Genomic DNA, 25,361 nt, shown 5'->3' with positions numbered 1-25,361 from the left:
CCATGGACCTGCAGATCGACGACTTCTACAAGGACTGCGCGGCCGGCATGCTGATGCTCTACCAGGCCTTCCCGCGCAAGGTCGCCCTCTATATCGAGGACCTGATCGGCCACGAGGAACCGGACGAGTTCGGCCTGCCCAGCAAACGCCACCAGAGCTGCCTGGGGGCCCTGATCTGGCTGGCCGAGGAAGGCTACATCCGCTACGAAAGCGCCATTCGCTACGAGGCGCTGGACCAGGCCGTACTCAGCGAAAAAGGCTTCCTGCGCCTGTCCCGCGCCCTGCCCCACGTCGTGCGCAGCGACGACGAACTGCCGCCCAGCGTGCGCCGGGTTCACTCAACCCTCGCCCACCAGCTGCGCGAAGCGCTGGCCAGCCGCAACAGCGAACGCACCGCCCGCCTCACCCGGCTGCTCTTCGCCGGAGCCGGCAATGCCGCAGGCGACACAGTTTGAAATAGAGCCCAGGTTGAATAGGCCTCTGGCGCACCTTATATAACCCCGCATTACACCGTCTTTCCCTGAGGAGACCGCTTTAACCATGATGCGCATCCTGTTGTTCGTGGCCACCAACCTTGCAGTCCTGGTGATCGCCAGCATCACCCTCAAGCTGCTGGGCGTAGACCGCTTCACCGGCCAGAATTACGGCAGCCTGCTGGTGTTCTGTGCCGTGTTCGGTTTCGCCGGCTCCCTGGTCTCGCTGTTCATCTCCAAGTGGATGGCGAAGATGAGCACCGGCACCGAAATCATCACCCAACCCCGCACCCGCCACGAACAGTGGCTGCTGCAGACCGTGGAGCAACTGTCCCGCGAAGCCGGGATCAAGATGCCGGAAGTCGGCATCTTCCCCGCCTACGAGGCCAACGCCTTCGCCACCGGCTGGAACCGCAACGACGCACTGGTCGCCGTGAGCCAGGGCCTGCTGGAGCGCTTCTCGCCCGATGAAGTGAAGGCCGTGCTGGCCCACGAGATCGGCCACGTGGCCAACGGCGACATGGTCACCCTGGCGCTGGTCCAGGGCGTGGTGAACACCTTCGTGATGTTCTTCGCGCGCATCTTCGGCAACTTCGTCGACAAGGTGATCCTGAAGAACGAGGAAGGCCACGGCATCGGCTACTTCGTCGCCACCATCTTCGCCGAACTGGTCCTGGGCATCCTCGCCAGCATCATCGTCATGTGGTTCTCGCGTAAACGCGAATACCGAGCCGACGAAGCTGGCGCCCAGCTGGCCGGCACCAATGCCATGATCGGCGCCCTGCAGCGCCTGCGTGCCGAACAGGGCGTGCCGGTGCAGATGCCCGACAGCCTCACCGCCTTCGGCATCAACGGCGGCCTGAAGAACGGCCTCGCCGGCCTGCTGATGAGCCACCCGCCCCTGGAAGACCGCATCGAGGCCCTCCGCCGCCGCGGTTGATACACGGCAAACGAAAAAGGCGGCCGATCGGCCGCCTTTTTCATGCCCGCAATAAACCACTAGGACCGGTGCAAGCGGAACACCGGCTCGAACAGTTCGTCCAGGCCACGGGAGGCGAACTTCCAGTTCTTCTCCAGCACGTCCTGGCGCTCCAGCAACTCCACGCCCCAGAGGGGCTCGAAGCGCTGGCGCACCTCTGCTTCCGGCACCGAGAACGGCGGGCCGTCCAGGCGCTGCTGGTCGTACTCCAGGGTCACCGCCAGCCCCTCGCAATGGGCCGGGAGTATCGCCGCGAGGTGCGCCACATAGCGCTCGCGCATCTCCGGCGGCAGGGCGATGAGCGCGGCGCGGTCGTAGAGCCCGCCACAGTCCGCGACCTCCTGCGCATCCAGGGCGAAGAAGTCCCCCTGGAGGATGTCGATGCCGCCCGCGCGGTAACGGCGCAAGGCACCCTCCTCGCTCACCTCAGGGGCCAGGCCCTGCTCTTCGAAAAAGTCCGTCACCGCCTTCTCTGCCAGCTCCACGCCCAGCACCCGATGGCCCTGGGCAGCCAGCCAGACCAGATCCAGGCTCTTGCCGCACAGCGGCACCAGCACCCGCGAGCCCTGGGCCAGGCCAAGCGACGACCAATACTGCTGCAGGTAAGGGTTGACCTCATCCAGATGAAATCCGATCTGGTCGTTGGCCCATCTGTCCTGCCAGAAACTCTCGTGCACAATCCACCTGCCGATTCGATAGGAACGCTCAAGAATTTATGCTGGATGTCGATACATCCAGCCCCGAATATGGCGCTCATCCTAACGGAGGAAGTGCCCAATGCTACCCAGTCTTTTCATCTCCCATGGTTCCCCGATGCTCGCCCTCGAACCCGGCGCCAGCGGCACCGCCCTCGCGCGGCTGGTCCGTGAACTGCCGCGCCCGGAGACGATCCTGGTGGTGTCCGCCCACTGGGAAAGCGAACACCTGGCGATCAGCGGCGGCACGCAGCTGGAAACCTGGCACGACTTCTACGGCTTCCCGCCCGAACTGCATGCGGTGCAGTACCCCGCCCATGGCGCCCCGGAGCTGGCCAGGGAGGTGCAGCAACTGCTGCGCGACAACGGCCTGGAGGCCGCCATCGACCCACAGCGGCCCATGGATCACGGCGTGTGGGTGCCATTGACGCTGATGTACCCCGAAGCCGATATCCCGGTGCTGCAACTGTCCCTGCCCAGCCGCCTCGGCCCCGCCTTCCAGACCCGGATCGGCCACGCCCTGGCCGCCCTGCGCGAACGCGGCGTGCTGCTGATCGGTTCCGGCAGCATCACCCACAACCTCGGCGAGCTGAACTGGCGCGCCGGGCCGGAGGTGATCACGCCCTGGGCCCTGGAATTCCGCGACTGGATGGTGGAGCGCCTGGAGGCCGGCGACGAGCATGCCCTGCACGACTACCGCACCCAGGCCCCCCACGCCCGCCGCAGCCACCCCAGCGACGAACACCTGCTGCCGCTGTATTTCGCCCGGGGCGCCGGCGGGGATTTCAAGGTGGAGCACAGCGGCTTCACCCTCGGCGCGCTGGGGATGGATATCTATAGGTTCGGTTGAGGCCCCGGGCTGCCCTGCAGCCTTGGGCGAATGTATTGGCTCTGTCTGCGTTAAGTGTTGCCAGAGGATCTAAGCCCAGCTGATTGCCGAGTTTTGCTGGTGCTTCTGGTTTCGCCCACCCGGACGAGTCCCTTTTCCAATCGTTGAAAAGGAACCAAAAAACTTGCCCCTCCATACAGGTCTGGCTTCGCCAGACTCCCCTCGCTCCATCATCGTTCCAGGGGCACGCGCTGACGGGCCATCCCTGGCCCGACATCGCTCTCGCGACATCCATGTCGCTCACCCCCTTACACGACGATTCGCTCGGCCTCCTGGGAAGGGGCGTTTGGCGGCTGCTCCAACTTTCTTCGCTCGAATCCTCACATTGATATACGCACCAACCCAGTACGTGGTGGCGGCTTTCGTAGGATGGTGTAGAGCGAAGCGAAACCCATGCGGTGGAGGTGGTAGAGAGCTAATGAATTCGCCCCTACAGAAGCGCCAACCACTTAACCACCGCCCATAAAAAAGCCCCGCTATTGCGGGGCTTTTTCGTCAGGCGCTGATCAGTCTTCGCGGTAGCGGCGCAGCTTCAGGGACTTGCCCGCGACGCGGGTGTCCTTGAGTTTGCCCAGCAGGCGATCCAGGCCGTCTTCCGGCAGCTCGATCAGGCTGAAGGTCTCGCGGATCTGGATGCGACCGATGGCGTCACGTGCCAGGCCACCCTCGTTGAGGATGGCGCCGAGCAGGTTCTTCGCGGCGATGCCGTCGCGGGTCCCCAGCGCGGTGCGGCAACGCACGCGGCCTTCGGTCAGCGGCAGCGGAGCACGACGCTCGCGGTACTCGCCACGCTCACCCGAGGAACGCTCGCCATCACGCTCGCGACGCTCACGCGGCTGCGAGGCGCTCGGCACCAGCGGCTGCTCGCGCTCGACGTCGGCGAGGTTCAGCGCCTGGCCATTGGTGGCCTTGCGCAGCAGGGCTGCGGCCAGGGCACGCGGGCTGCAACCGATGTCGGCGATCAGGCGATCCAGCAGCTCACCATGGGTGGCTTCGGCATCGGCCACCAGGGGCGCGAGGCCGGTGGTCAGCTTCTTGATGCGCGCGTCCAGCACTTGCTGGGCGTTGGGCAGGCGTACTTCGGCGACCTTCTGGTTGGTCACGCGCTCGATCACCTGCAGCATGCGGCGCTCGCGCGGGGTAACCAGCAGCAGGGCACGGCCTTCGCGACCGGCACGACCGGTACGGCCGATACGGTGCACGTAGGACTCGGGGTCGTACGGCATGTCCACGTTCAGTACGTGGGTGATGCGCGGTACGTCGATACCACGGGCAGCGACGTCGGTGGCGACGACGATGTCCAGGCGACCGTCCTTGAGGGACTCGATCACGCGCTCACGCTGGTTCTGGGCGATGTCGCCGTTCAGCGCGGCAGCCTTATAGCCCTTGGCTTCCAGGGCGGAGGCCAGGTCCAGGGTGGCCTGCTTGGTGCGCACGAAGGCGATCAGGGCGTCGAATTCCTCGACTTCCAGCAGGCGCAGCACGGCACCGACCTTCTGGTCGGCGTGGACCATCAGGTGAGCCTGCTCGATGCGGGCCACGGTCTGGGTTTTGGCGGCGATCTTGACGTGCTGCGGCTCTTTCAGGTGACGCTCGGCGATCGAACGGATCGACGGCGGCAGGGTGGCGGAGAACAGCACGCTCTGACGGCTTTCCGGCAGGGCCTGGAAGATCACTTCCAGGTCGTCCATGAAGCCGAGCTTGAGCATTTCGTCCGCTTCGTCCAGGACCAGCTGCTGCACGGTGGTGAGCATCTGGTCGTCACGACGCAGGTGGTCGCACAGGCGGCCGGGGGTGGCCACGATGACCTGGGCGCCCTGGCGCAGGGCCTTGAGCTGCGGACCCATGGGCGCGCCGCCGTATACGGCGACCACACTCAGGCCGGGCATCTGCTTGGCGTAGGTTTCGAAAGCGGTGGCGACTTGCAGTGCGAGCTCGCGGGTCGGTGCCAGGATCAGCGCCTGCGGCTCACGTTTGGCCGGATCGATACGGGAAAGGATGGGCAGCGCGAAGGCTGCGGTCTTGCCGGTACCGGTCTGGGCCTGGCCAATCATGTCGTGGCCGGCGAGGATCACCGGAATCGACTGGGCCTGGATGGGGGATGGCTCTTCATAGCCCACTGCCGTGATGGCGGAGAGAACATTGGGATGAAGTCCGAGCGCGGCGAATCCGCCGATATCCTGGGTCATGGGTCTGCCTCATGTGCATCCGCAAAGACCCAAATCCCAGAGCTGCATATGCCGAAAGACCTTGTGGGTCACCCTGGCAGCCTGGGAGAGAATTTGCGAGTTGCTTATTGATATGGATGTAACGTCAAGGGTAGTCCGCGTAGCGGACGGTGCAGCCGAAGGCGAATGCCTCGAAAAATGCAGTTCCTGAACGGGGCCAGTTAAGGCCGGCGCGAATCATACCGGAAAAAGCTGACCGCCGTGCGGGTTTTTCACACGTTCGTCATCAACGCCGCCGGACGGTCATTCCCCCGTGGACAAGGGCCGGCGCTCCGGCTATATCCTCCATGCCCCCGCCCCTCCCACGCCAAAGGACCCACCCCATGACCCAAGCCACCCCTGGCCGCGTAAGCCGTGAGAAACGCGGCCACGTCCTGCTGCTCGGACTGGACCGCACCGCCAAGCGCAACGCCTTCGACCAGGCGATGCTCGACGATCTGGTCACGGCGCTGGGCGAGTACGAGCGTGACGACGAGGCGCGCTGCGCACTGGTGTTCGCCCATGGCGAGCACTTCACCGCAGGGCTGGACCTGGCCAATGTCGCCGAAACCTTCAGGAATGGCTGGCAGTTGCCCGATGGCGCGGTCGACCCCTGGGGCACCTTCGGCGGCAAGCGCCTGTCCAAGCCGCTGATCCTGGCGGTGCAGGGCTACTGCTTCACCATCGGCATCGAGTTGATGCTGGCTGCCGACATCAACCTGTGCGCCAGCAACACCCGTTTCGCCCAGATGGAAGTGCAACGCGGGATCTTCCCCTTCGCCGGTGCCACCCTGCGCCTGCACCAGGCCGCTGGCTGGGGCAATGCCATGCGCTGGCTGCTGACCGGTGACGAATTCGACGCCCACGAGGCCTACCGCCTGGGCCTGGTGCAAGAGGTGCTGGCCAGTGAAGAACTGATGCCCCGCGCACTCTGGCTGGCCGAACGGGTGGCCGCCCAGGCGCCCCTCGGCATCCAGGCCACCCTCGCCTCCGCGCGCCAGACGGTGAGCGAAGGCGAAGAAGCAGCCGCCCGCAACCTGTCCGTGGTCGCCAAGCGCCTGCTGGGTTCCGAAGATGCCCAGGAAGGCGTCCGGGCGATGCTCGAACGCCGCCCGGGCGAGTTCAAGGGGCGCTGAAGCTGCCGGGCATCACGCTGGTGCTGCTGCCGGGCATGGACGGCAGCGGCGAGCTGTTCGCTCCATTGATCCAGGCACTGGGCGGCGACCTGCACACCCAGGTCGTGCGCTACCCGCCGGAACAACCACTGGGTTATGGGCCATTGATAGAACGTGTCCGGCAGCAGTTGCCCGCTGGCCGGCCGTTCATTCTGCTCGGCGAATCCTTCTCCGGGCCCATTGCCGTCAGCCTCGCAGCTGAGCGCCCCGCCGGGCTGCTGGGCCTGGTGCTTTGCTGCACCTTTATTCGCAACCCACGGCCACAGCTGGCCTGGCTGAGCGGCCTGCTGCCGCTGGTGTCTCCCCGATTGGCGCCCCGAGCCCTGCTGAGCCAATTGCTGCTCGGCAGGTTCGCCACTCCAGCGCTGGGCCAGGCACTGGTCGACGCCCTGGCTCCACTGTCATCGGCAACCCTGCAGGCCCGGCTACGGGCGGTGCTGGAGGTGGATGCCACCGCGCACCTGCAACAGGTCCAGGTGCCGCTGCTTTATCTGCAGGCGACAGCCGATCGGCTGGTGCCGGCGGATGCCGCCCAGCTCATCGCACACTATTCAGGAGACTTTCAGTGCCTGCAGCTGGAGGCCCCGCACTGCCTGCTGCAAACACGCCCCCACGAAGCCGCCCACGCGCTGGAGCGCTTCGCTAAGACGGTCGACAACGATCAGGGCGATCAGGTCGCCGGGCGCAGCACATCCAGCAGGGGTTGCAGCGAGTAGCCCAGGCGCGGTGCCAGGGCCTCGCAACGGGCGGTGAGCGTACGGATGTCGAGCTGCTGCTCGAGATCGGCGGGAACGATAAGGATGACGTTGCCCTCCTTCACCGGGCACTCCCAGTAATGCCGGTGGTACAGCCCACGCAGCAACGCCGCGCCAAGCGGCCGGCCGTCGTTGCCGGCCCATTGGTTGATCACCAGCCAGCCACCGGGATTCAGGCGCTTCTGGCAGTTTTCAAGGAAGCGCCAGGCCAGGTGGCCGACGCCCGGGCCCGTATCGGTGTAGAGGTCGACGAAGATCAGGTCGGCGGTCTCGGCGGTTTCCAGCAGCTCCAGGGCATCGCCGATGCGCACGGTGAGGCGCGGGTCGTCGTCGAGGCCGAGGTATTCCATGGCCAGGCGCGGCACGTCCGGGCGCAACTCCACCACCTCGACGTCGTCCAGCGGCAGGAACTTCATGCACGCCTGGGTCAGGGTGCCGGCGCCCAGGCCGAGGAACAGCGCGCTTTCCGGGTACTCGTGGCACAGCGCACCCAGCAGCATGGCGCGGGTGTAGTCGTACTCCAGCCAGGCGGGATCGGCCGTGAAGACGCAGCTCTGCTCCACCGCCTCGCCGAATTCGAGAAACCGGTAGTCACCCACCTCGAGCACGCGGATGACGCCGAACTCGTCATGCACCTCTGCCAGCAAACGCTCCTCGCGCATCACCACTCCCCAATCCGCCCCGTGACATTTCGCACCAAGGGCACGCCACAAAGGCGCCGTTTGCCATTGAAGCGAGGTGCCCTCACCTCGCCATAATCCGGGCATGCCGCAGGCCTCGCCAGGCGCTGCCCGAAAAAACCCGAGAAGAATAACAGCCAAGAGGTGCATCCCACTCATGTACGCCATCATCGGCGCCGGCCCCATGGGCCTTTGCGCGGCCCGCCAGTTGCAGAAGCATGGAATCCCCTTCGTCGGCTTCGAGCTGCACGAGGACGTCGGCGGGCTCTGGGACATCGACAATCCCCACAGCACCATGTACGAGTCCGCGCATCTGATCTCCTCCAAACGCACCACCGAGTTCAGCGAGTTCCCCATGGCCGACGACGTGGCGCCCTACCCGCACCACAGCGAGATGCGCCGCTATTTCCGTGATTACGCCCAGCACTTCGGCCTGCGCGCGCACTACCAGTTCGGCACCCGCGTGGAGTCCCTGGAGCGCCGGGAAAAGGGCTGGAAGCTCACCAGCGAGCGCAATGGCGAACGCCGCGAGTGGCTGGTGGACGGCGTGCTCATCGCCAACGGCACGCTGCACGCGCCCAACCAGCCGGAGCTGCCCGGCCGCTTCGACGGCGAACTGCTGCACTCCGCCGACTACCGCTCCCCGGCCCTGTTCGAGGGCAAGCGGGTGCTGGTGATCGGCTGCGGCAACTCGGCCTGCGACATCGCCGTCGATGCCGTGCACCGCGCCCGCTCGGTGGATATCTCGGTACGCCGTGGCTACTACTTCCTGCCGAAGTTCCTCCTCGGCCGCCCCATCGACACCTTCGGCGGCGCGGTAAAACTGCCGCGGGCACTGAAGCAACGCATCGACGGCGCATTGATCCGCGCCCTGATCGGCAAGCCTTCCGACTACGGCCTGCCCGACCCGGACTACCGCCTCTATGAATCCCACCCGGTGGTGAACTCCCTGGTACTGCACCACCTCGGCCATGGCGACATCAAGGCGCGGCCGGACCTGGCCAGCATCGAGGGCCGCCAGGCGGTGTTCTGCGATGGCAGCCGCGCAGACTACGACCTGATCCTCCAGGCCACCGGCTACAAGCTGGATTACCCCTTCATCGCCCGCGAGGAGCTGAACTGGCCCGAGCGGGCCGGCGCGCCGCAGCTGTACCTGAACATCTTCCATCCCGAGCACGACGACCTGTTCATGATGGGCATGGTGGAAGCCTCCGGCCTCGGCTGGCAGGGCCGCGCCGAACAGGCGGAGCTGGTGGCGCTGTTCATCCGCCAGTGCCAGGCCGGCAGCGCCTCGGCCGAGCGTTTCCGCCGCCTCAAGGCCGAGCGCGCCGGGCAGCGCCTGGACGGCGGCTACGCCTACCTGGAACTGGAGCGCATGGCCTACTACGTGCACAAGGACAGCTACCGCAGCAGCGTGAAACGGCATGTCGACGAGCTGCGCCGTGACCTGCGCGAACAGCCCGCCGACATCAGCGCCCTGGCCTGAGGTGGCGGGCGATCCCTGGCTCTGGCTGGGCCTGTTCATCCTCTTCGCCTATGGCCTGGAAGCCGTCACCGGCTTCGGCAGCACGGTGGTGGCCCTGTCCCTCGGCGCCCTGCTGCTGCCGATCGGCCAGTTGCTGCCGGTGCTGGTGCCGCTGAACCTGCTGATGAGCGGCTACCTGGCCTGGCGCTACCGGCACCTGGCCGATGGGCCGCTGCTGCTGGGCGGCATCCTCCCCGCAATGCTCGCCGGCACCCTGCTCGGCTACGCCCTGCTGCCCTGGCTCGAGGGGGCCGCACTGAAGCAGGGCTTCGGCGTGCTGCTCCTCTGGTTCGCCCTGCGCGAGCTGTGGCGCCAGCGCCATGAACGGCCACGGGGCCATTCACCCGCCTGGATGACCCGCCTGCAGATCGGTGCCGGCGGCATCTGCCATGGCCTGTTCGCCTCGGGCGGCCCGCTGCTGGTCTACACCCTGGCCGGCACGCCGCTGTGCAAGGCGCGCCTGCGGGCCACCCTGGCCTGCGTCTGGCTCAGCCTCAACGGCCTGCTCAGCCTGGCCTTCCTGGTGGATGGCCGCCTGGCTCCCGCCCTGCCCCACCTGGCGCTCTACCTGCCCCTGCTGGTACTGGGCGTGGCGGCGGGAGAATGGCTGCACCACCGCGTGGCCGAACGGCACTTCCGCACCCTCACCTACCTGCTGCTGTGCCTCTGTGGCCTGTTGCTGGCCTGGCACGCCTGAAGCACCGCCAGGCGCTGGCAGCGCGGGGCCTTTCGGTTACCATGCGCCATCCGCCACACAGCCCTGATCGAGACCCTGATGAGCAACTTGTCGTCCAGCGCAGACTGGAGCCCGGAAAGCTGGAGAACCAAGCCGATCCTGCAACAACCGACCTACCCGGACGCCGCGCGCCTGGCCAAGGTCGAGCAGACCCTGGCCAGCTACCCGCCCCTGGTGTTCGCCGGTGAGGCGCGCGAGCTGCGCCGCCAGTTCAGCGAAGTGACCGAAGGCCGCGCCTTCCTCCTCCAGGGTGGCGATTGCGCGGAAAGCTTCGCCGAGTTCTCCGCCGCGAAGATCCGCGACACCTTCAAGGTGCTGCTACAGATGGCCATCGTCATGACCTTCGCCGCCGGCTGCCCGGTGGTGAAGGTGGGCCGCATGGCCGGCCAGTTCGCCAAGCCGCGCTCGGCCGATGACGAAACCATCGGTGGCGTCACCCTGCCCGCCTACCGCGGCGACATCGTCAACGGCATCGGCTTCGACCCGGCCAGCCGGATTCCCGACCCGGAGCGCCTGCTGCAGGCCTACCACCAGTCCACCGCCAGCCTCAACCTGCTGCGCGCCTTCGCCCAGGGCGGCTTCGCCGATGTGCACCAGGTGCACCAGTGGAACCTCGACTTCATCGCCAACTCGGCGCTGACCGAGAAGTACAGCCAGCTCGCCGACCGCATCGACGAGACCCTGGCCTTCATGCGCGCCTGCGGCCTGGACACCGCCCCGCAACTGCGCGAGGCCAGCTTCTTCACCGCCCACGAGGCGCTGCTGCTGAATTACGAGCAGGCCTTCGTGCGCCGCGACAGCCTCACCGGCGGCTGGTACGACTGCTCCGCGCACATGCTCTGGATCGGCGACCGCACCCGCCAACTGGACGGCGCCCACGTCGAGTTCCTGCGTGGCGTCGGCAACCCCATCGGCGTGAAGGTGGGGCCAAGCATGCCCAGCGAGGACCTGATCCGCCTGATCGACACCCTCAACCCGGACAACGACCCGGGCCGCCTCAACCTGATCGTGCGCATGGGCGCCGAGAAGGTCGGCGAGCACCTGCCTCGGCTGATCCGCACCGTGCAGGCCGAAGGCCGCAAGGTGCTGTGGAGTTCGGACCCGATGCACGGCAACACCATCAAGGCGTCCAGCGGCTACAAGACCCGCGACTTCGCCATCATCCTGTCCGAGGTGAAGCAGTTCTTCCAGGTGCACCAGGCCGAGGGCAGCCACGCCGGCGGCATCCACATCGAGATGACCGGGCAGAACGTCACCGAGTGCATCGGCGGCGCCCGCCCCATCACCGAGGATGGCCTCTCCGACCGCTACCACACCCACTGCGACCCGCGCCTCAACGCCGACCAGTCGCTGGAGCTGGCCTTCCTCATCGCCGAGACGCTGAAACAGGTCCGCCGCTGACGGCACGGCCTTCAGAAACGACGAAGCCCCGCCAATGCGGGGCTTCGTATTTTCAGCGGGCTCAGGCGGCGATGAACAGCTCGCCGATGCGCTGCTGGGCGCCCTTGATGGCGTTGGCGCGCGGGTCTTCACCGTAGGCCAGGCCTTCGGCGCGGACGATCTCGATATCGGTGATGCCGAGGAAGCCCAGCACCTGCAGCAGGTAGGCCTCATGGGCCTGGCCGCTGGCCTGGCCGGCGTGGATACCACCGGCGGTGGAAACGATCACCACCTTCTTGCCACCGGCGAGGCCCTTGGGGCCGTTCTCGTCGTAGGCAAAGGTTTTGCCGGCGACGGCGATGCGGTCGATCCAGGCCTTGAGCTGGGTGGGCACGGTGAAGTTGTACATGGGCGCACCGATGACGATGGCGTCGGCGGCGAGGAATTCGGCGAGGGTTTCCTCGGCCAGGTTCACTTCGGCCTTCTGCGCGGCGTCACGCAGTTCCGCCGGGGTGCCGCCGGCAACCAGGCTGGCTGCGGAAAGGTGGGCATAGGCGTCGGTGGCGAGGTCGCGGTAGCTGACCTGGGCGGCAGGCTCGGCGGCCTGCCAGGCCTGAACCACGGCACCGCTCAGTTGGCGGGAGGCGGAGGCGTCGCCGAGGATGCTGGAGTCAAGGTGCAGAAGCTTCATGGGTATCCCCTGATTTGGCGATCACCGGATGTGATCGAAGTGAGGAGAATCCTATCCATGAAGCGAAACCCTGATTAGTCGGCAAAAATGCGATGCACCGTCTCATCAGCAGGACGAACCTACGGATCATCGTGCCGAGGTCTGCAGGTCGCTCAGGGTCTGGGTGAAGAAGCGCACCGCCTCGGCATTCAGCTGGCGGTGGATGGCGACCCGGTCGACACCTTCGGCGTCCTGGCACAGCTGCGGCAGCATGGCGTCCATTTCCGCCGAGCACGGCGCCATGAACACGAAGTGCCCCGCCCCCGGCAACAGGCGGAACTCCGGCGGGTTCGGCAGGCGCCGTTGCAGCGCCCCGGCGTTCTGCTCCAGCTGCAGGGTGCGGTCGTCGTCCCCGGAATAAAGCAGCACCGGCACCTGCACCGGTTCGAGTTCCTTGCGGCCGAACATCAGGCCCAGCGGCGCCATCAGCATCAGCGCACTGACCCGGGAATCGGCGATGGCTTCGAGGTCGTCGCGGTCGGAGATCAGCTCGCCGGCATGGCCGCAGGCATCATCGTCGCCCGGCCATTGCCGGCAATAGGCACGCAGGCGCTCGGGTTCGGGCTGGGCGCCGGCGAGGATCAGCGCCGTCTCGCCGCCGGCCGAGTAGCCGATCACACCGACCCGCTCGGTGTCCAGGCTGCCGGCCAGCAGTGCGTCCTGCTCGGCGGCATCTATCGCGGCGGTCAGCTGCAGTGGGCGCCCATAGAGGTTGCTCAGGGTGCCGCTGCGGCTCTGATCCTTGTAGTTGTCGCCGGTGTGCAGCACGGCCAGCACGACGAAACCACGGCGCGCCAGGGCGGTGGCGAGGTCGTGATGGGCCAGGGGCGAACCGCCGTTGCCGTGGGAAAGCAGCACCAGGGGGAAGTGGCCGGTGGCGATGGGCGCATCCATGCCGGCATCGACCTGGTAGAGGCCAAGCTCGGTGCGGGTCGGCTCGCCGGATGCAGGGTAGAAGGCAACGGCGCTCATCTCGCGCTGCCCGTCCACCGGGTCGGTGAGAACCAGGCGATGCACGCCCACCGCCTGCGCGCCGAATGCGGGGAGGGTCGCCAGCAGCGACGCCAGGGCCAGTACTGCAGAAAGACGAACCAACATGGTGCTCACCTTCCGTTCCAGGTTCAGGAATCGGGCGTGCCTGCCATCAATTGCGCCTTGCTTCGCTCCTTGAGCCGGCAGCGCCGACGGCCTATCCGCCGGCGCCACATGCATTGCATGGATCACGCCACAAGTCGTGGCACGGGAGGGGCGATCAGACGCCGCCGAGGAAATCCATCTTGCCGATCTTCACGCCGTTGTGGCGCAGGATGTTGTAGGCGGTGGTGATGTGGAAATAGAAGTTCGGCAGGGAGAAATTCAGCAGGAAGGCCTGCCCCGGGAAGCTCACCTCGCTGCCACGCATCTTCAGCACCACGGTGCGGCCCTCGCTGCCATCTATCTGCTCCGGGCGGATCTCCTGGATGAAGCCGAGGGTGCGGGCGATGCGCTCCTGCAGCTCCGGGAAGCTCGCCTCGGTATCGGCGTAGGGCGGCACCTCCAGCTGCGCCAGGCGCGCTGCGCAGCCCTTCACCGAGTCGGTGGCGATCTGCACCTGGCGCACCAGGGGGAACATGTCCGGTGCCAGGCGCGAGTTGAGGAACACGGCCGGCTCTATGCCTTGCGCCTCGGCGTGGGCAGCGGCCTTGTCGAGGATGGTGGACAGGTTGCCGAGCATGCGGGTGAAGACAGGAATGGAAGCCTCGTACATGGACAAGGACATGGTGCTGACTCCGTGATGGCAGGGGGATGGACCGGGCGAAGGTGCCGGTCGCCGCTCCACGATACACCCGCAACGGGCGGCTTGTGCAGGGCCGCGAGATTGTCCCGCCGACGAAATCCGTGGCGCCGGAATCAGCGTCGGTGCCATAGTTCGTCCCCTCTACAGGACAATCCCCATGCAAGACCTCAACGACCTCTTCTACTTCGCCAAAGTCGTCGAACACGGCGGCTTCGCGGCCGCCGGGCGCCTGCTGGGCATCCCCAAGTCGCGGCTGTCGCGCCGCATCGCCGAACTGGAAACCCGCCTGGGCGCCCGCCTGCTGCAACGCACCACGCGCAAGCTGGCCCTGACCGATGTCGGCGAGCGCTACCTGCGCCATTGCCAGGCGATGCTGCTGGAGGCGGAGCAGGCCGACGAAGCGGTGGCCTCGCTGACCAGCGAACCGCGCGGGCGCATCCGCGTCTCCTGCCCCACCGAGGTGGCGCGCATGCGCCTGCGCCATGTGTTCCCCAGCTTCCTCCAGCGCTATCCGCAGGTGCAACTGGAAGTCATGCTGAGCAACCGGCGCATCGACCTGGTCAACGAAGGCGTCGATGTGGCACTGCGGGTGCGCGAGCAGGACGACGAAGACCCGTCGCTGATCTGTCGCCAACTGAGCCCCGCCCGCGCCCTGCTGGTGTGCGCACCGAGCCTGCTCGAGGGCGTGACTGTGAACGGCCCGGACGACCTCCAGCAATTGCCGGCCCTCGGCGCCCTGGAGACCGACCGCCGCCTGCACTACTTGCTGCGCGACAGCCGGGGCAACCGCCGCGACATCGTCCTGGAAGCCCGCCTGAGCATCGAGGACTTCGAGATCCGCAAGCTCGCCGCCTTGCAGGGGCTGGGCATGACCATGCTGCCGCAGATGAACTGCCAGCAGGAGCTGGAGGCCGGCACCCTGGTGCGCCTGCTGCCGGGCTGGGAGCTGCCGGGTGGCAACTTGCAGGCGGTCTACACCCACCGGCGCGGCATGCTGCCGGCGGTGCGCGCCTGGATCGAGCACCTGGCCGAGGCGTGCCAGGCCGAGGGGCTGCAGCCCATCTGAGCCTTGCGAAGAATAGTTAGCTAGCTTTCATTCACCGCATGACTGGGTGATGATGGCGCTCTTCCCCAGCCCCAGCCGGACAAGCCCCATGAGTGCCGCCGAGCAGTCTGCGACCGCCACCACCTTGCAGATCGTCTCCATCGTCTTCTTCACCTTCATCAGCTTCCTCTGCATCGGCCTGCCGCTGGCCGTACTCCCGGGCTACGTGCACAACGACCTCGGCTACGGCTCGGTACTGGCGGGCATCGTCATCAGCACCCAATACGCCTCCACCCTGCTCTCGCGGCCCATGTCCGGCGCCGTGGCCGACCGCCAGGGGCCCAAGCGCGCCGTGCTCTACGGGCTTGCCGGCTGCGCCCTGAGTGGCGTGCTGACGCTGGCCTCCACCTCGCTGCAACAGTTCCCCACCCTGAGCATGACGCTGCTGCTGGCCGGGCGCGTCGCCCTCGGCGTCGCCCAGGGCCTGGTGGGCACCGGCTCCATCAGTTGGGGCATCGGCCGCGTCGGCGCCGAAAACACCGCGCGGGTCATCTCCTGGAACGGCATCGCCTCCTATGGCGCCGTGGCCCTGGGCGCGCCCCTGGGGGTGCTGATGGTGGGCGGCGTGGGGCTGTGGAGCATGGGCGCGCTGATCGGCCTGCTCGGGCTAGGCGCCCTGGCGCTGGCCTGGAACAAGGAGGCGGCCCCCATCGTCCAGGGCGTGCGCCTGCCATTCCGCAACGTCTTCATGCGCATCGCCCCCAACGGCACGGCGCTGGCCCTGGGCTCCATCGGTTTCGGCACCCTGGCCACCTTCGTCACCCTCTATTACGCGAGCCGTGGCTGGGATGGCGCGGCCTGGTGCCTGACCGCCTTCGGTTGTGCCTTCATCGGTGCACGGCTGCTCTTCGCCGGCGCCATCAACAGCCGTGGCGGCTACCGCGTGGCCATCGCCTGCCTGGGCATCGAGAGCCTCGGCCTGCTCCTGCTGTGGCTGGCCCCGCAGCCCTGGCTGACCCTGTGCGGCGCAGCGCTGACCGGTTTCGGCCTGTCGCTGGTGTACCCGGCGCTGGGCGTGGAAGCCATCTCGCGCATTCCCGCCTCCAGCCGCAGTTCCGCCCTGGGCGCCTACGCGGTGTTCTTCGACCTCGCGCTGGGCATCGCCGGCCCCCTGATGGGCGCCATCGCCACGGGCTTCGGCTTCGGCTCCATCTTCATGGTTGCCGCCGCCATGGCGCTCGTGGGTATGCTGCTCAGCTTCTACCTGCTGCGTATCGACGAACGCAGCGGGCCCACCCCCGCCCCGTGAAGGAACGCCCATGACCGCCGACGAGATCGCCGCTTTCTGCCTGCAATTGCCGGGCGCCCGTGAAGACCTCAAATGGGGCAGCAACCGGGTGTTCTCGGTGGCCGAGAACAAGATGTTCGCCATCCTCGACTTCCTCGGCAGCGACCTGGCCTTCAAGGTGGACGCCGACCTGTTCCTCGGCCACGTCGACCGCCCCGGCATCCGCCCGGCGCCCTACCTCGCCCGCGCCCACTGGGTGACCCTGGCCATGCCGCCTTCGGTGGGCGGTGAAGAGCTGCGCTCGCTGCTCACCCGCTCCCACCAGTTGGTGGTGGCCAAGCTGCCCAAGTACAAGCGCGTAGGCCTGCTGCTGGACTGACTGCGACAATCCGTCAGCTGCACGGGGCCCCTGGTCGTTCTATCGTCCGCGTCAAACCAACAACAAGGACGTCACCCCATGCCTGCACGCCTGTCTGCGCTTCTCGCCCTTGCCGCCTTCGGCGGCTATACCCTCTATGTCATGGCCATCAGCGAACAACCGCTCCTGGAGTTCGGTGCCCAACTGATGAGCCGCCCGGATACCGCCCAGGTGGTGATCGACCTCTACCTCGCCTGCGGCCTGATCGGCATCTGGATGTACCAGGACAACCGCCGCCAGGGACGCGGGCTGCTCTATCTGCTGCCCTTCTACCTGGTCACCGCCGTATTCGCCTCCATCGGCCCGCTGCTCTACCTGGCACTGCGCAGGCCCACCAACCGGACAATCGACGATGGCAGCCACCGCACTGTGGCAGCACCTGTGGAACAGCCAGGCACCGACCCCAGGGCTTGAGCACCTGCGCCTGGAAGGCCGGCGTGCGGACAGCGTCCTGCTGGCCTTCGATGAACAGGGCTGCCCCTACCGCCTGGGCTATCGACTGGAATACAGCCAGCACTGGCGGCCACGCCGCCTGCACGTCCGCGTCGACGACGAGCGCGGCGCCCGCGAGCTGCGCCTGCATTGCAACCGCAGCGGCGAATGGCGGGACGGCTCGGGTGCCCCGCTGCCGCAGCTAAGCGGCTGCCTGGACCTCGACCTCTGGCCCACGCCCTTCACCAACAGCCCGGCGATCTGGCGCCTGGACCTGGCCCAGGACCAGCGCGAAGAAATCGCCGTCGCCTACATCGAGGCGCCGAGCCTCGACCTGCGGGTGATGCGCCAGGCCTATACGCGGCTGGACGAGCGCCACCTGCTGTACCAGAACCTGGATGGCGGTGGCTTTCATGCCGTGCTCCGGCTTGGCGACGACGGGCTGGTGGAAGACTACCCGGGCCTGTTCCGCCGGCTGCGCTGATGGGCGCAACAGGGCCCGCCATCGGCGAAGGCTCTGGGACGCGATTTACGGGAAAAATCCCGCTCATGAGTTGTAAAGTTTTAGATACACTTCACAAAAATTTTCGGCTCAACTTTGGTGCATGCACGCCGATACCCGCTCTAAGCCTTGCGGAAGAACACTATGAGAAACAATCAGCCAGTCACTCAGCGCGAACGTACTTTTCCCGCCCAACAACGCTTGATTTCCACCACGGACAGCAAGGGCGTGATCACCTATTGCAACGAAGCCTTCACCGAGATCAGCGGCTACAGCCGCGACGAGCTGATTCGTTCGCCGCATAACCTGGTGCGCCACCCGGACGTTCCGCCCGCCGTCTTCGCCCATATGTGGGCGACGCTGAAGAAGGGCCGCCCCTGGATGGGCATCGTCAAGAACCGCTGCAAGAGCGGTGACCACTACTGGGTCAACGCCTACGTCACCCCCATCTACGAAGGCAGCCAGGTGGTCGGCTACGAGTCGGTGCGGGTCAAGCCCACCGCCGAGCAGGTACGACGCGCCGAGGCGCTGTACCAGCGCATCAACGCCGGCAAGTCGGCCATCCCCAGCCGCGATCGCTGGCTGCCCATCGTGCAGGATTGGCTGCCCTTCATCCTCATCAGCCAGATCGGCTTCATGATCGGCGCCTGGCTCAACTCGCACTGGGGCTTCCTCCTCGCCGCCCTGCTGTCCGTGCCCCTGGGCCTCAGCGGCCTGGCCTGGCAGAACCGCGGCATCAAGCGCCTGCTGCGCCTGGCCGAGCAAACCACCTCGGACCCGCTGATCGCGCAGATGTACACCGACAGCCGTGGCGCCCAGGCCCGCCTGGAGATGTCCATCCTCAGCCAGGAAGCGCGCCTGAAAACCTGCCTGACCCGCCTGCAGGACACCGCCGAGCACCTCACCGAGCAGGCCCGCCAGGCCGACGCCCTGGCCCACAACAGCTCCGAAGGGCTGGAGCGCCAGCGGGTGGAAACCGAACAGGTGGCCACCGCGGTGAACCAGATGGCCTCCACCACCCAGGAAGTCGCCAGCAACGTGCAGCGCACCGCCGACGCCACCCAGGAAGCCAACCGCCTCACCGGCCAGGGCCGCAGCATCACCGCCGAAACCCGCGAAGCCATCCAGCGCCTGTCGCGCGCCGTGGGGGAAACCGGCGAGACGGTCACCCGCCTGGCCCAGGACAGCAACGAGATCGGCGGCGTGGTCGATGTGATCAAGGGCATCGCCGACCAGACCAACCTGCTGGCGCTCAACGCCGCCATCGAAGCGGCGCGTGCCGGCGAGATGGGCCGGGGCTTCGCCGTGGTCGCCGATGAAGTGCGCCAACTGGCGCAGCGCACCGCCGAATCCACCGGGCAGATCCACCAGCTCATCGCGCAGCTGCAGAAGACCGCCGAGGAAGCCGTGCGCACCATGGAAACCGGGCGCCGCCAGGCCGACGAGGGCGTGGAGCGCGTGCTGGAGGCCGACCAGGCCCTGGTGGGCATCAGCGAGGCGGTGGCCAACATCACCCAGATGACCGACCAGATCGCCGCCGCCACCGAGGAACAGAGCGCCGTGGCCGAGCAGATCAACCAGAGCATCAGCAGCATCGCCCAGCTCGCCGACCAGACCTCCGGCGAAGCCCAGCGCACCGTGCTGCTCAGCGAAGAACTGACCACCACCGCGCAAGGCCAGTACTCGCTGGTGGACCGCTTCAACCGCTGACCTGCTTCACCCCGTAAAAGGGCGCCCTCGGGCGCCCTTTTCGTTTCCGGCCTCAGCCCATGATCAGGCTCATGACCAGATGGATACTCAGCGCCTTGCGCGCCGGCAGGCTTGCGTCGGAGCGATCCCCGCCCGGCTACTCAGCGTCCACCAGCGGGGTGCTCCAGATCACCAGCTCAAGGGCCGCGGCGATCTGAATGCGGTGGTCGGCAAGCTGCACGGGCAACAGGTCCTGGGCCCGCTCCAGCCGGCGCAGCAGCGTGTTGCGGTGCGTGCCCAGCACTTCAGCGGTCTGGGTGATGTTGCAGCCGTTGGCCAGGAAGGCGTGCAGCGAGTGCTGAAGAACCCTGGGCTCCGTGGCCAACCGCCCCAGCGTACTCAGGACGAATTGCCTGGCGGCGCGGAGGTCCTGGGTCATCAGGGAAACCATCCTGACCTGATCGATGGTGGCGACGGCGGGCGCACCCGCCAGGCGCCCCATCAAGCGCTGGGTGGTCAGGGCCTCCAGGTGTGACCGACGGAAGCCGTTCACCCCCATGGCCGGGGAGCCGATGGCCGCGCGTACTTTTGGAAACTGCTGGGCGACGCCTTGCAGCGCGTTCAGGTCCAGCGGCCTTGCCGCGCTCATCCAGACCCAGAGCGTTGCCGGGCCGGCGAACACGATCAGCGGCGCTACCGTGCCGGTAAGCTGCGCCAGCGAACGTGCCATGCCCTCCAGGGGGTGGATGTCCGCATCGGCGATTTCGCTCCAGATGAGGCAGGCATGGTGCCTCTGGAAAAGGCTGTAGCCGAGCCGCCTGCCGAACTGCTCGGTGTCCACATCTCGGCCATCGAGCAGGCGACTGACCAGCGTCCGCTTGTCGATAGGGTCGTCATGGGCCTGGGCATTCTTCTCTTCCAGGATGATCTGGGTCACGACCCGCATATTGCCGTCGATGAACGCCGAGATGGAGCGCGACGAGACCTCCAGGAACTCCTCGAGCACCACTGGATCCTGCGTCAGGCCGAATGCCATCTTCATCCACATGTCCCACGCGGCGTTCTGGGTCGACCTGGCGACATTCATCAACAGCTCGGACAGCCCCCGGCGGGCCAGCTCCTTGGCCGTCTCCACCATGTCGGCCGACACGTAGGACTCCACCGGCTCCCCTGGGCGCTGCATGTTGGCGCTCGCCCAGTGCAGCATTTCTGCCCGATTGGCGCGCCGGCACGCCGCGAGGATGACCGGGTCCTCCAGCAGCCTGGCATCTTCGGGTGAGGAGAAAAGCGCCTGGTTCAGGCGCTCGATCCACTCCGGCGGCAGCGTCTGAGCGATCTCGGCGCCTTTGCGCATGAGCTCACGAACGGCTTCGGAGGGGCGTGGCCAGGAGGACGGAGTGCTGGTCATAGGCAGTGCAAATCACTCAAAAATACCAGTGAAAACGGTGCAGTTTATACCTAGGCGACAGGCCGGGTGAAACCTAGCATGAACCCACTGCCTGAACAAAAAATACAAGGAGGCACCGTGACGCTCCATGTTCCTTTTTTGGGTTTAGCGCAGTGGCAAGCGGCTCCGTTCCTGATGCCCGTTGGTGGAGCATCGATCCGCCTGCGCCAACCGTTCCTCTCAATCTGGAGTGTTTTCAATGTCAGCCTCTCGCGATTCCTTGCCAGGCTTGCCCGTCGTGACCCGATCGAATTCAGCGGAAGAAATTGCGCTGCTGAGCGACCAGGCGGGCGGGGTCATCATCCGTAACTTTCTGACGCCTGAACAAGTCGTACGGATCAACGACGAACTCGAAGCACCGCTTGCCGCGCTCGATGCGGGCTCCAAGCACGAACACGCGTTGGTTGCCGAGTTTCATGGCCATCAGACCAAGAGGCTTACCAACCTCGTTACCCACAGCAAGACCTTTCGTGAGGAAGTCCTGGATGACGACCTCTTTCACGAACTGGGCCGCGTGCTCTACGAACCCGAGTGCGGTGATTGGTGGCTGACCACGGCTCAACTGATCGAGATCGGCCCAGGCAACAAGGCCCAAATGCTGCACCGGGACATGGCGCAGTACCAACCGTTCGTTGCCATGAACAAGCATGCGCCTCGCGCCATCACCAACCTGATGCTGGCGCTCACGGACTTCACCGAGGAAAACGGCGCGACCCGCTTGATTCCAGGGAGCCAGGACTGGGACGACTTCGAAGAGATGGGCACCCCGGAGATGACGATTCCCGCCCTGTTGAACGCCGGGGATGCCGTGCTGTTCGGCGGGAAGGTCGTGCATGGTGGCGGGGCCAACGTAACCGCCGACTACTTCCGTCGCGGGCTGACGATCCCGATGCAGGCTTCGATCATCACGCCTGAAGAAGCCTATCCGCTGATCGTGCCGCTCGAGGTAGTCCGGACCTTGTCCCCGCGGGTGCAGAAGATCCTCGGCTTCCGCTCTCAATACCCCAATGGCAGCCCGGGCCTGTGGCAGCACAACTACGCGGACCTGGCGGATTACCTCCAGCTCTAGACGCCTCCAGCGCAAGAAAAGAGGCCAGGCATCGGATTGCGATGCCTGGCCTTTTGGCCACCAGCCGGTGAACACCTCACTCCTGATAGGCGACGACCCCGCGACGTGAAAACAGCACGGGTACGCCCTCGGGGTCGAACAGCGCCGCGGTCAGCGAAAGGCCGTCAGCCGACTGCTTATCCTGGAAGCTGTGCCCGCTGTCGCGGCTCTCCACCCTGAACCCATCCAGCCCGACCGCCACGACGCGACGGCCCTCCACCGCGACGGACGTGACAGAGCCCTTGCTTTGCGTCGGCAGTCGGCGGAAGCCCTCGCCACCCACGGTCCCCTGCAACAAGGTCCCGCGTTGGCCGCCCAGCAGCAGGCTCCCGTCGGCCAGCACCGCGCCAGACCAGAGCGTGCCTTCGTAGCCGGTGTCCAGGTAACGCCAGCTCTTCCCGAAGTCCTCGGATTGCAGCACCTGCCCATGCTCGGCCGTGGCGTAGAGCGTGTCGCGGCTGTCGGCGAAAAGCCCCATCAGGTTGAGGTCGGCCCTCTTGGCACCGGGTGGGGCTTGCAACGGCTGTTCCGTCCACGTCTTGCCGCCATCCCTGGTGGTCAGCAGCAACGACCAGAGGCCTACCGCAACGCCCTGCTGGGCGTTGAAGAAGTGCACGTCGAACAACGGCCGGTCCTCTTCCGTAGACAGGCGCTGGACCTGCCAGGACTCACCGCCATCCGTGGTCGACAGGATCACGCCCCACTGGCCGACCGCCCAGCCGCGGTTGGCATCCACGAACGACACGCCCGTCAGCTGCGTGGACACGGGTACCGAGCGCGCCTGGCGAAAGTGCTTGCCGTGGTCATCGGACAACAACACGACACCGTGGTCGCCGACAGCGACCACACGCTCTCCGGCCCAGGTGGCGTCCAGCATGGCGGCTTGCGTGGCATGGCTCGCCTGGGCGGCCGGCACGGCCTGCAAAGGCTCGGCCCTGAGAGACTCCAGCGATAGTGCGGCGACGAGCAAAGCCGCCGCGAATGAACCTCTGTAACCCATGTTTCTCTCCTCAGTGCAGCAATGCGCCGACCATGCGCACGGGGCGCTTGCGCGGGAACACCCGCTCCAGCCACACGGCGAAGGCCGGCAGCACGGTCATGGCCATGACCATGTTGACGATGAACATGAAGGCGAGCAGCTTGCCCATGTCGGCCTGGAACTTCAGGTCGGAGAACGCCCAGGTGGCGACCCCGACTGCCAGGGTGATGGCGGTGAAGATCGTGGCCACGCCCACTTCGAGCAGGGCGTACTCGACCGCCTTGGTGATCGACTGGCCATGGGCCTGGTGCAGTTGCAGGCGGTTGTAGATGTAGAAGGCGTAATCGACGCCGATCCCCACGGCCAGCACCATCACGGGCAAGGTGGCAATGGTCAGGCCGATCTGCAGCTCCTTCATGAACCAGTAGCCGATGAAGGTGCCGATGGTCAGCGGCAGGCAGCACACCAGCACGGCGCGCAGGTCGCGGTAGACCGCGAACACCAGCAACGCGATCGCGGCATAGACGTACAGCAGCATGGGCGTTTCGCTTTTTTCCACTTCCTCGTTGATGGCGGCCAGGACACCGGCATTACCCGAGGCGAGGCGAATCGACATGCCCGGCAGCGGGTACCCGCTGCGGAACGCCTTGACCGCTTCCACCACCCCGTTGATCGTCGTGGCCTTGTGGTCGGCCAGGTACAGGTGCACGGCGGACATGCTGCAGTCGTTACGCATCAGCCCGGGCGTGCGCGCCACTTCGCCGGCCAGCGCGGCGTAGTTCATCGGGTCGATGGGCACTGCGGCCATCTTGGGGTTGCCTTCGTTGTAGCCCTCGTTGAACTGCCGCATGGTGGTGGAGAAGGAGGCGACCGACAGCACCCCGGGCACGCCCTGCATGGCCCAGACGAAACGGTCCTGGTACTGCCCCGCTGCCACATCCTCACAGGCCACCGGCACACCTTCACCCGAGGCCGCCGGGTCGGCTTCGAACACCACGCTGAGCCAGTCCAGGCCGATGTCGTAGTTGCTGGCGATGGCGACGGCATCGCGGTTGAAGCGCGAGTCCTCGCGCAGCTCCGGAGCCCCCGCCTGCAGCGAGCCGACGACACGGTCATGGCTTTGCCAGATCGCCACCAGGAAGACCACCAGGGCCACGCCCAGCACCCACTGCGCCTTGCGCCACTCGGCGAGCCGAGCCAGGCCACGCAGCCAATGCGTGCGGCGGCGACGGGAGTTCTCCTGCGCCGCCGCGTACCGGTCGTCGACCCGCAGCATGGAGGCCAGCAAGGGCAACATCAGCAGATTGGTGATGATCTTGAAGGCCACGCCAAGCGATGCCGTGATGGCCAGCTCGCGAACCATCGGGATAGGGATCAGCAGCAGGGTGACGAAGGAAACCAGCGCGGTCACCAGGGCCAGCGTGCCCGGGATCAGCAAGCCGGTGAAGCTCGAGCGGGCCGCCTCCTCCGCGCTCTTGCCGACCGCGATTTCACGGACGATGAAGTTGATCTGCTGAACGCCATGGGAAACCCCGATGGCGAACACCAGGAACGGCACCAGGACCGCCAGCGGGTCGAGCCCGTAGCCCAGCAGGCGCAAGCTGCCGAACTGCCAGACCAGCGACGCCAGCGAGCAGACCAGCGCCAGCAGCGTGAAGCGCAACGAATGGCAGTACCAGTAGACCGCCCCCGCCGTCAGCAACAGCGCCAGCAGGCAGAACTCCAGCACGGCCGAAGCGCCATCGGCGATGTCGCCGATCTGCTTGGCGAAGCCGATGATCTGGATCTCGAATTCGCCATCTTCGAACTGCTGGCGGATCTCCTTCTCCAGCCGGTGATTGAACGCGACGTAGTCCAGATGAGTACCGTCGGCCTCGTACTCATTGAGCTCCGCCGTGATCATCGCGCTGCTCTGATCGCGGGACACCAGGGTGCCAATGAAGCCGCCCTGGGCGGTCGAGCTGGAAATCGCCGCGATGATCCCGTCGTCCAGGTGCTCGGGCGATACCGTGCCCGGCACCAGGGGGTCGGCGCGGAAACCTTCTTCGGTGATCTCGTTGACGAAGGCATTGGGCGTCCATAACGAACGCACGCTGCTCCGGGAGATGCCTGGCAGGAAGGTGACCGCCTGGGTCACGTCGTAGAGGCGCCTCAGCCCCGGGGCACTCCAGATGCCGCCGCCACGGGCCTTGACGACGATGGTCAGGCGGTTGGCTCCCAGCAGGTCATTGCGGTAAGCCTCGAATGTCTCGATGTATTCATGGCCGACCGGCAGTTGCTTTTCGAAGCCGGCATCCATGCGCAACTGCACGGCGAACCAGGCCATGATCAGGGTAAAAATGGCCAGGCTCGCCAGCACCAGCCGGCGATGCCCGAAGAGGACACGCTCGACGCGTGGCAGTACGCCACGCGCCTGGATATCACACAGCGTTACGGAACCGTTCACGGCAGA

24 protein-coding genes are annotated in these 25,361 nt (G+C 66.4%); 15 read left to right on the top strand and 9 right to left on the bottom strand.

The window, feature by feature from the left end; genetic code table 11:
• The first annotated feature begins 2 nt into the window (after positions 1-2).
• Together OEJ36_RS23135 and htpX are read left to right on the top strand one after the other, a co-directional pair.
• Complete coding sequence (locus OEJ36_RS23135) at positions 3-455, top strand: hypothetical protein (RefSeq protein WP_263403528.1); 453 nt, start codon at positions 3-5, stop codon at positions 453-455.
• Between the two features lie 85 nt (positions 456-540).
• Positions 541-1,413, top strand: coding sequence for a protease HtpX (gene htpX / locus OEJ36_RS23130; protein WP_021217366.1), 873 nt, complete (start codon positions 541-543; stop codon positions 1,411-1,413).
• 59 nt (positions 1,414-1,472) lie between these two features.
• On the opposite strand, the gene OEJ36_RS23125 is transcribed toward htpX, so the two are convergent.
• A complete protein-coding gene (locus OEJ36_RS23125; RefSeq protein WP_263403527.1) occupies positions 1,473-2,129 on the bottom strand; it encodes a thiopurine S-methyltransferase in 657 nt (218 codons plus the stop codon).
• Positions 2,130-2,229: 100 nt separating this feature from the next.
• Here OEJ36_RS23125 and OEJ36_RS23120 point away from each other — a divergent pair, with 100 nt between their 5' ends.
• Entirely contained in the window at positions 2,230-2,997 is a 768-nt protein-coding gene (locus OEJ36_RS23120) for a DODA-type extradiol aromatic ring-opening family dioxygenase (RefSeq protein ID WP_263403526.1), read from the top strand.
• Positions 2,998-3,542: 545 nt separating this feature from the next.
• Here the strand turns inward: OEJ36_RS23120 and OEJ36_RS23115 are convergent.
• Positions 3,543-5,225 carry a DEAD/DEAH box helicase gene (locus OEJ36_RS23115; RefSeq protein ID WP_043243461.1) on the bottom strand — a complete coding sequence of 561 codons (1,683 nt, stop codon included), beginning with the start codon at positions 5,223-5,225 and terminating at the stop codon, positions 3,543-3,545.
• A gap of 362 nt (positions 5,226-5,587) precedes the next feature.
• Between OEJ36_RS23115 and OEJ36_RS23110 the strand changes: the two genes are divergently transcribed.
• Both OEJ36_RS23110 and OEJ36_RS23105 read left to right on the top strand, forming a co-directional pair.
• On the top strand, positions 5,588-6,379 hold the full coding sequence (locus OEJ36_RS23110) for a crotonase/enoyl-CoA hydratase family protein (protein WP_043243462.1): 792 nt from the start codon (positions 5,588-5,590) through the stop codon (positions 6,377-6,379).
• Positions 6,380-6,399: 20 nt separating this feature from the next.
• A complete protein-coding gene (locus OEJ36_RS23105; RefSeq protein ID WP_263403525.1) occupies positions 6,400-7,134 on the top strand; it encodes an alpha/beta fold hydrolase in 735 nt (244 codons plus the stop codon).
• Here OEJ36_RS23105 and OEJ36_RS23100 read toward each other — a convergent pair.
• Positions 7,089-7,835 (bottom strand): spermidine synthase, encoded by a 747-nt coding sequence (locus OEJ36_RS23100; protein ID WP_021222168.1) that lies wholly within the window; start codon positions 7,833-7,835, stop codon positions 7,089-7,091. The two genes, OEJ36_RS23105 and OEJ36_RS23100, sit on opposite strands and share 46 nt — an antisense overlap.
• A gap of 175 nt (positions 7,836-8,010) precedes the next feature.
• Between OEJ36_RS23100 and OEJ36_RS23095 the strand changes: the two genes are divergently transcribed.
• The 3 genes from OEJ36_RS23095 to OEJ36_RS23085 all read left to right on the top strand — a co-directional run bounded on the left by OEJ36_RS23095 (position 8,011) and on the right by OEJ36_RS23085 (position 11,515).
• The gene (locus tag OEJ36_RS23095; protein ID WP_263403524.1) at positions 8,011-9,339 is read left to right on the top strand and encodes a flavin-containing monooxygenase; all 1,329 of its coding nucleotides are present in this window, start codon (positions 8,011-8,013) and stop codon (positions 9,337-9,339) included.
• On the top strand, positions 9,296-10,075 hold the full coding sequence (locus OEJ36_RS23090; RefSeq protein WP_263403523.1) for a sulfite exporter TauE/SafE family protein: 780 nt from the start codon (positions 9,296-9,298) through the stop codon (positions 10,073-10,075). The genes OEJ36_RS23095 and OEJ36_RS23090 overlap by 44 nt, the downstream gene beginning before the upstream one ends.
• 78 nt (positions 10,076-10,153) lie before the next feature.
• Positions 10,154-11,515, top strand: coding sequence for a class II 3-deoxy-7-phosphoheptulonate synthase (locus tag OEJ36_RS23085; protein WP_263403522.1), 1,362 nt, complete (start codon positions 10,154-10,156; stop codon positions 11,513-11,515).
• 61 nt (positions 11,516-11,576) lie between these two features.
• On the opposite strand, the gene OEJ36_RS23080 is transcribed toward OEJ36_RS23085, so the two are convergent.
• The 3 genes from OEJ36_RS23080 to OEJ36_RS23070 form a co-directional block, all read right to left on the bottom strand.
• Positions 11,577-12,185: an FMN-dependent NADH-azoreductase gene (locus OEJ36_RS23080; protein WP_263403521.1), complete on the bottom strand. Its 609-nt coding sequence runs from the start codon at positions 12,183-12,185 to the stop codon at positions 11,577-11,579.
• A 126-nt stretch (positions 12,186-12,311) separates the two neighbouring features.
• Positions 12,312-13,322 carry an alpha/beta hydrolase family protein gene (locus tag OEJ36_RS23075; RefSeq protein ID WP_411861044.1) on the bottom strand — a complete coding sequence of 337 codons (1,011 nt, stop codon included), beginning with the start codon at positions 13,320-13,322 and terminating at the stop codon, positions 12,312-12,314.
• A 154-nt stretch (positions 13,323-13,476) separates the two neighbouring features.
• Entirely contained in the window at positions 13,477-13,983 is a 507-nt protein-coding gene (locus tag OEJ36_RS23070; RefSeq protein WP_043243466.1) for a DUF1993 family protein, read from the bottom strand.
• A 175-nt stretch (positions 13,984-14,158) separates the two neighbouring features.
• On the opposite strand from OEJ36_RS23070, the gene OEJ36_RS23065 reads away from it, so the two are divergent.
• From OEJ36_RS23065 to OEJ36_RS23040, 6 genes are all read left to right on the top strand, one after another.
• A complete protein-coding gene (locus OEJ36_RS23065) occupies positions 14,159-15,067 on the top strand; it encodes a LysR substrate-binding domain-containing protein (RefSeq protein ID WP_263403519.1) in 909 nt (302 codons plus the stop codon).
• An 88-nt stretch (positions 15,068-15,155) separates the two neighbouring features.
• Positions 15,156-16,355, top strand: a complete 1,200-nt coding sequence (locus tag OEJ36_RS23060; RefSeq protein WP_263403518.1) for an MFS transporter — start codon at positions 15,156-15,158, stop codon at positions 16,353-16,355.
• Positions 16,356-16,365: 10 nt separating this feature from the next.
• Positions 16,366-16,713, top strand: a complete 348-nt coding sequence (locus OEJ36_RS23055; RefSeq protein ID WP_263403517.1) for an MmcQ/YjbR family DNA-binding protein — start codon at positions 16,366-16,368, stop codon at positions 16,711-16,713.
• A 78-nt stretch (positions 16,714-16,791) separates the two neighbouring features.
• Positions 16,792-17,166: a DUF2834 domain-containing protein gene (locus OEJ36_RS23050; RefSeq protein WP_263403516.1), complete on the top strand. Its 375-nt coding sequence runs from the start codon at positions 16,792-16,794 to the stop codon at positions 17,164-17,166.
• On the top strand, positions 17,105-17,668 hold the full coding sequence (locus OEJ36_RS23045; RefSeq protein ID WP_263403515.1) for a putative glycolipid-binding domain-containing protein: 564 nt from the start codon (positions 17,105-17,107) through the stop codon (positions 17,666-17,668). Before OEJ36_RS23050 ends, OEJ36_RS23045 begins: the two co-directional genes overlap by 62 nt.
• A 162-nt stretch (positions 17,669-17,830) precedes the next feature.
• Positions 17,831-19,396, top strand: a complete 1,566-nt coding sequence (locus OEJ36_RS23040) for a methyl-accepting chemotaxis protein (RefSeq protein ID WP_263403514.1) — start codon at positions 17,831-17,833, stop codon at positions 19,394-19,396.
• Between the two features lie 136 nt (positions 19,397-19,532).
• Here the strand turns inward: OEJ36_RS23040 and OEJ36_RS23035 are convergent, their stop codons facing one another.
• On the bottom strand, positions 19,533-20,729 hold the full coding sequence (locus OEJ36_RS23035; protein ID WP_263403513.1) for a helix-turn-helix domain-containing protein: 1,197 nt from the start codon (positions 20,727-20,729) through the stop codon (positions 19,533-19,535).
• Between the two features lie 292 nt (positions 20,730-21,021).
• Here OEJ36_RS23035 and OEJ36_RS23030 point away from each other — a divergent pair, with 292 nt between their 5' ends.
• Complete coding sequence (locus OEJ36_RS23030; RefSeq protein WP_236208041.1) at positions 21,022-21,891, top strand: phytanoyl-CoA dioxygenase family protein; 870 nt, start codon at positions 21,022-21,024, stop codon at positions 21,889-21,891.
• 76 nt (positions 21,892-21,967) lie between these two features.
• On the opposite strand, the gene OEJ36_RS23025 is transcribed toward OEJ36_RS23030, so the two are convergent.
• Entirely contained in the window at positions 21,968-22,930 is a 963-nt protein-coding gene (locus tag OEJ36_RS23025) for a WD40/YVTN/BNR-like repeat-containing protein (protein WP_263403512.1), read from the bottom strand.
• 10 nt (positions 22,931-22,940) lie between these two features.
• Positions 22,941-25,355, bottom strand: a complete 2,415-nt coding sequence (locus OEJ36_RS23020) for an efflux RND transporter permease subunit (protein WP_263403511.1) — start codon at positions 25,353-25,355, stop codon at positions 22,941-22,943.
• Positions 25,356-25,361 lie beyond the last annotated feature (6 nt).

Source organism: Pseudomonas sp. PDM13 (assembly GCF_025685765.1).
GTDB lineage: Bacteria > Pseudomonadota > Gammaproteobacteria > Pseudomonadales > Pseudomonadaceae > Metapseudomonas > Metapseudomonas solani.
This window is presented reverse-complemented; position numbering and strand designations above follow the sequence as displayed.

Bases quoted from the DNA above. Each gene is read 5' to 3' on its own strand.
- OEJ36_RS23085 (WP_263403522.1), top strand. From the start codon at position 10,154: ATGAGCAACTTGTCGTCCAGCGCAGACTGGAGCCCGGAAAGCTGGAGA.
- OEJ36_RS23070 (WP_043243466.1), bottom strand. From the start codon at position 13,983: ATGTCCTTGTCCATGTACGAGGCTTCCATTCCTGTCTTCACCCGCATG.
- OEJ36_RS23040 (WP_263403514.1), top strand. From the start codon at position 17,831: ATGAGAAACAATCAGCCAGTCACTCAGCGCGAACGTACTTTTCCCGCC.
- OEJ36_RS23120 (WP_263403526.1), top strand. From the start codon at position 2,230: ATGCTACCCAGTCTTTTCATCTCCCATGGTTCCCCGATGCTCGCCCTC.
- OEJ36_RS23110 (WP_043243462.1), top strand. From the start codon at position 5,588: ATGACCCAAGCCACCCCTGGCCGCGTAAGCCGTGAGAAACGCGGCCAC.
- OEJ36_RS23115 (WP_043243461.1), bottom strand. From the start codon at position 5,225: ATGACCCAGGATATCGGCGGATTCGCCGCGCTCGGACTTCATCCCAAT.
- OEJ36_RS23135 (WP_263403528.1), top strand. From the start codon at position 3: ATGGACCTGCAGATCGACGACTTCTACAAGGACTGCGCGGCCGGCATG.
- htpX (WP_021217366.1), top strand. From the start codon at position 541: ATGATGCGCATCCTGTTGTTCGTGGCCACCAACCTTGCAGTCCTGGTG.
- OEJ36_RS23035 (WP_263403513.1), bottom strand. From the start codon at position 20,729: ATGCGCAAAGGCGCCGAGATCGCTCAGACGCTGCCGCCGGAGTGGATC.
- OEJ36_RS23065 (WP_263403519.1), top strand. From the start codon at position 14,159: ATGCAAGACCTCAACGACCTCTTCTACTTCGCCAAAGTCGTCGAACAC.
- OEJ36_RS23100 (WP_021222168.1), bottom strand. From the start codon at position 7,835: ATGCGCGAGGAGCGTTTGCTGGCAGAGGTGCATGACGAGTTCGGCGTC.
- OEJ36_RS23080 (WP_263403521.1), bottom strand. From the start codon at position 12,185: ATGAAGCTTCTGCACCTTGACTCCAGCATCCTCGGCGACGCCTCCGCC.
- OEJ36_RS23025 (WP_263403512.1), bottom strand. From the start codon at position 22,930: ATGGGTTACAGAGGTTCATTCGCGGCGGCTTTGCTCGTCGCCGCACTA.
- OEJ36_RS23095 (WP_263403524.1), top strand. From the start codon at position 8,011: ATGTACGCCATCATCGGCGCCGGCCCCATGGGCCTTTGCGCGGCCCGC.
- OEJ36_RS23045 (WP_263403515.1), top strand. From the start codon at position 17,105: ATGGCAGCCACCGCACTGTGGCAGCACCTGTGGAACAGCCAGGCACCG.
- OEJ36_RS23060 (WP_263403518.1), top strand. From the start codon at position 15,156: ATGAGTGCCGCCGAGCAGTCTGCGACCGCCACCACCTTGCAGATCGTC.
- OEJ36_RS23050 (WP_263403516.1), top strand. From the start codon at position 16,792: ATGCCTGCACGCCTGTCTGCGCTTCTCGCCCTTGCCGCCTTCGGCGGC.
- OEJ36_RS23075 (WP_411861044.1), bottom strand. From the start codon at position 13,322: ATGTTGGTTCGTCTTTCTGCAGTACTGGCCCTGGCGTCGCTGCTGGCG.
- OEJ36_RS23030 (WP_236208041.1), top strand. From the start codon at position 21,022: ATGTCAGCCTCTCGCGATTCCTTGCCAGGCTTGCCCGTCGTGACCCGA.
- OEJ36_RS23055 (WP_263403517.1), top strand. From the start codon at position 16,366: ATGACCGCCGACGAGATCGCCGCTTTCTGCCTGCAATTGCCGGGCGCC.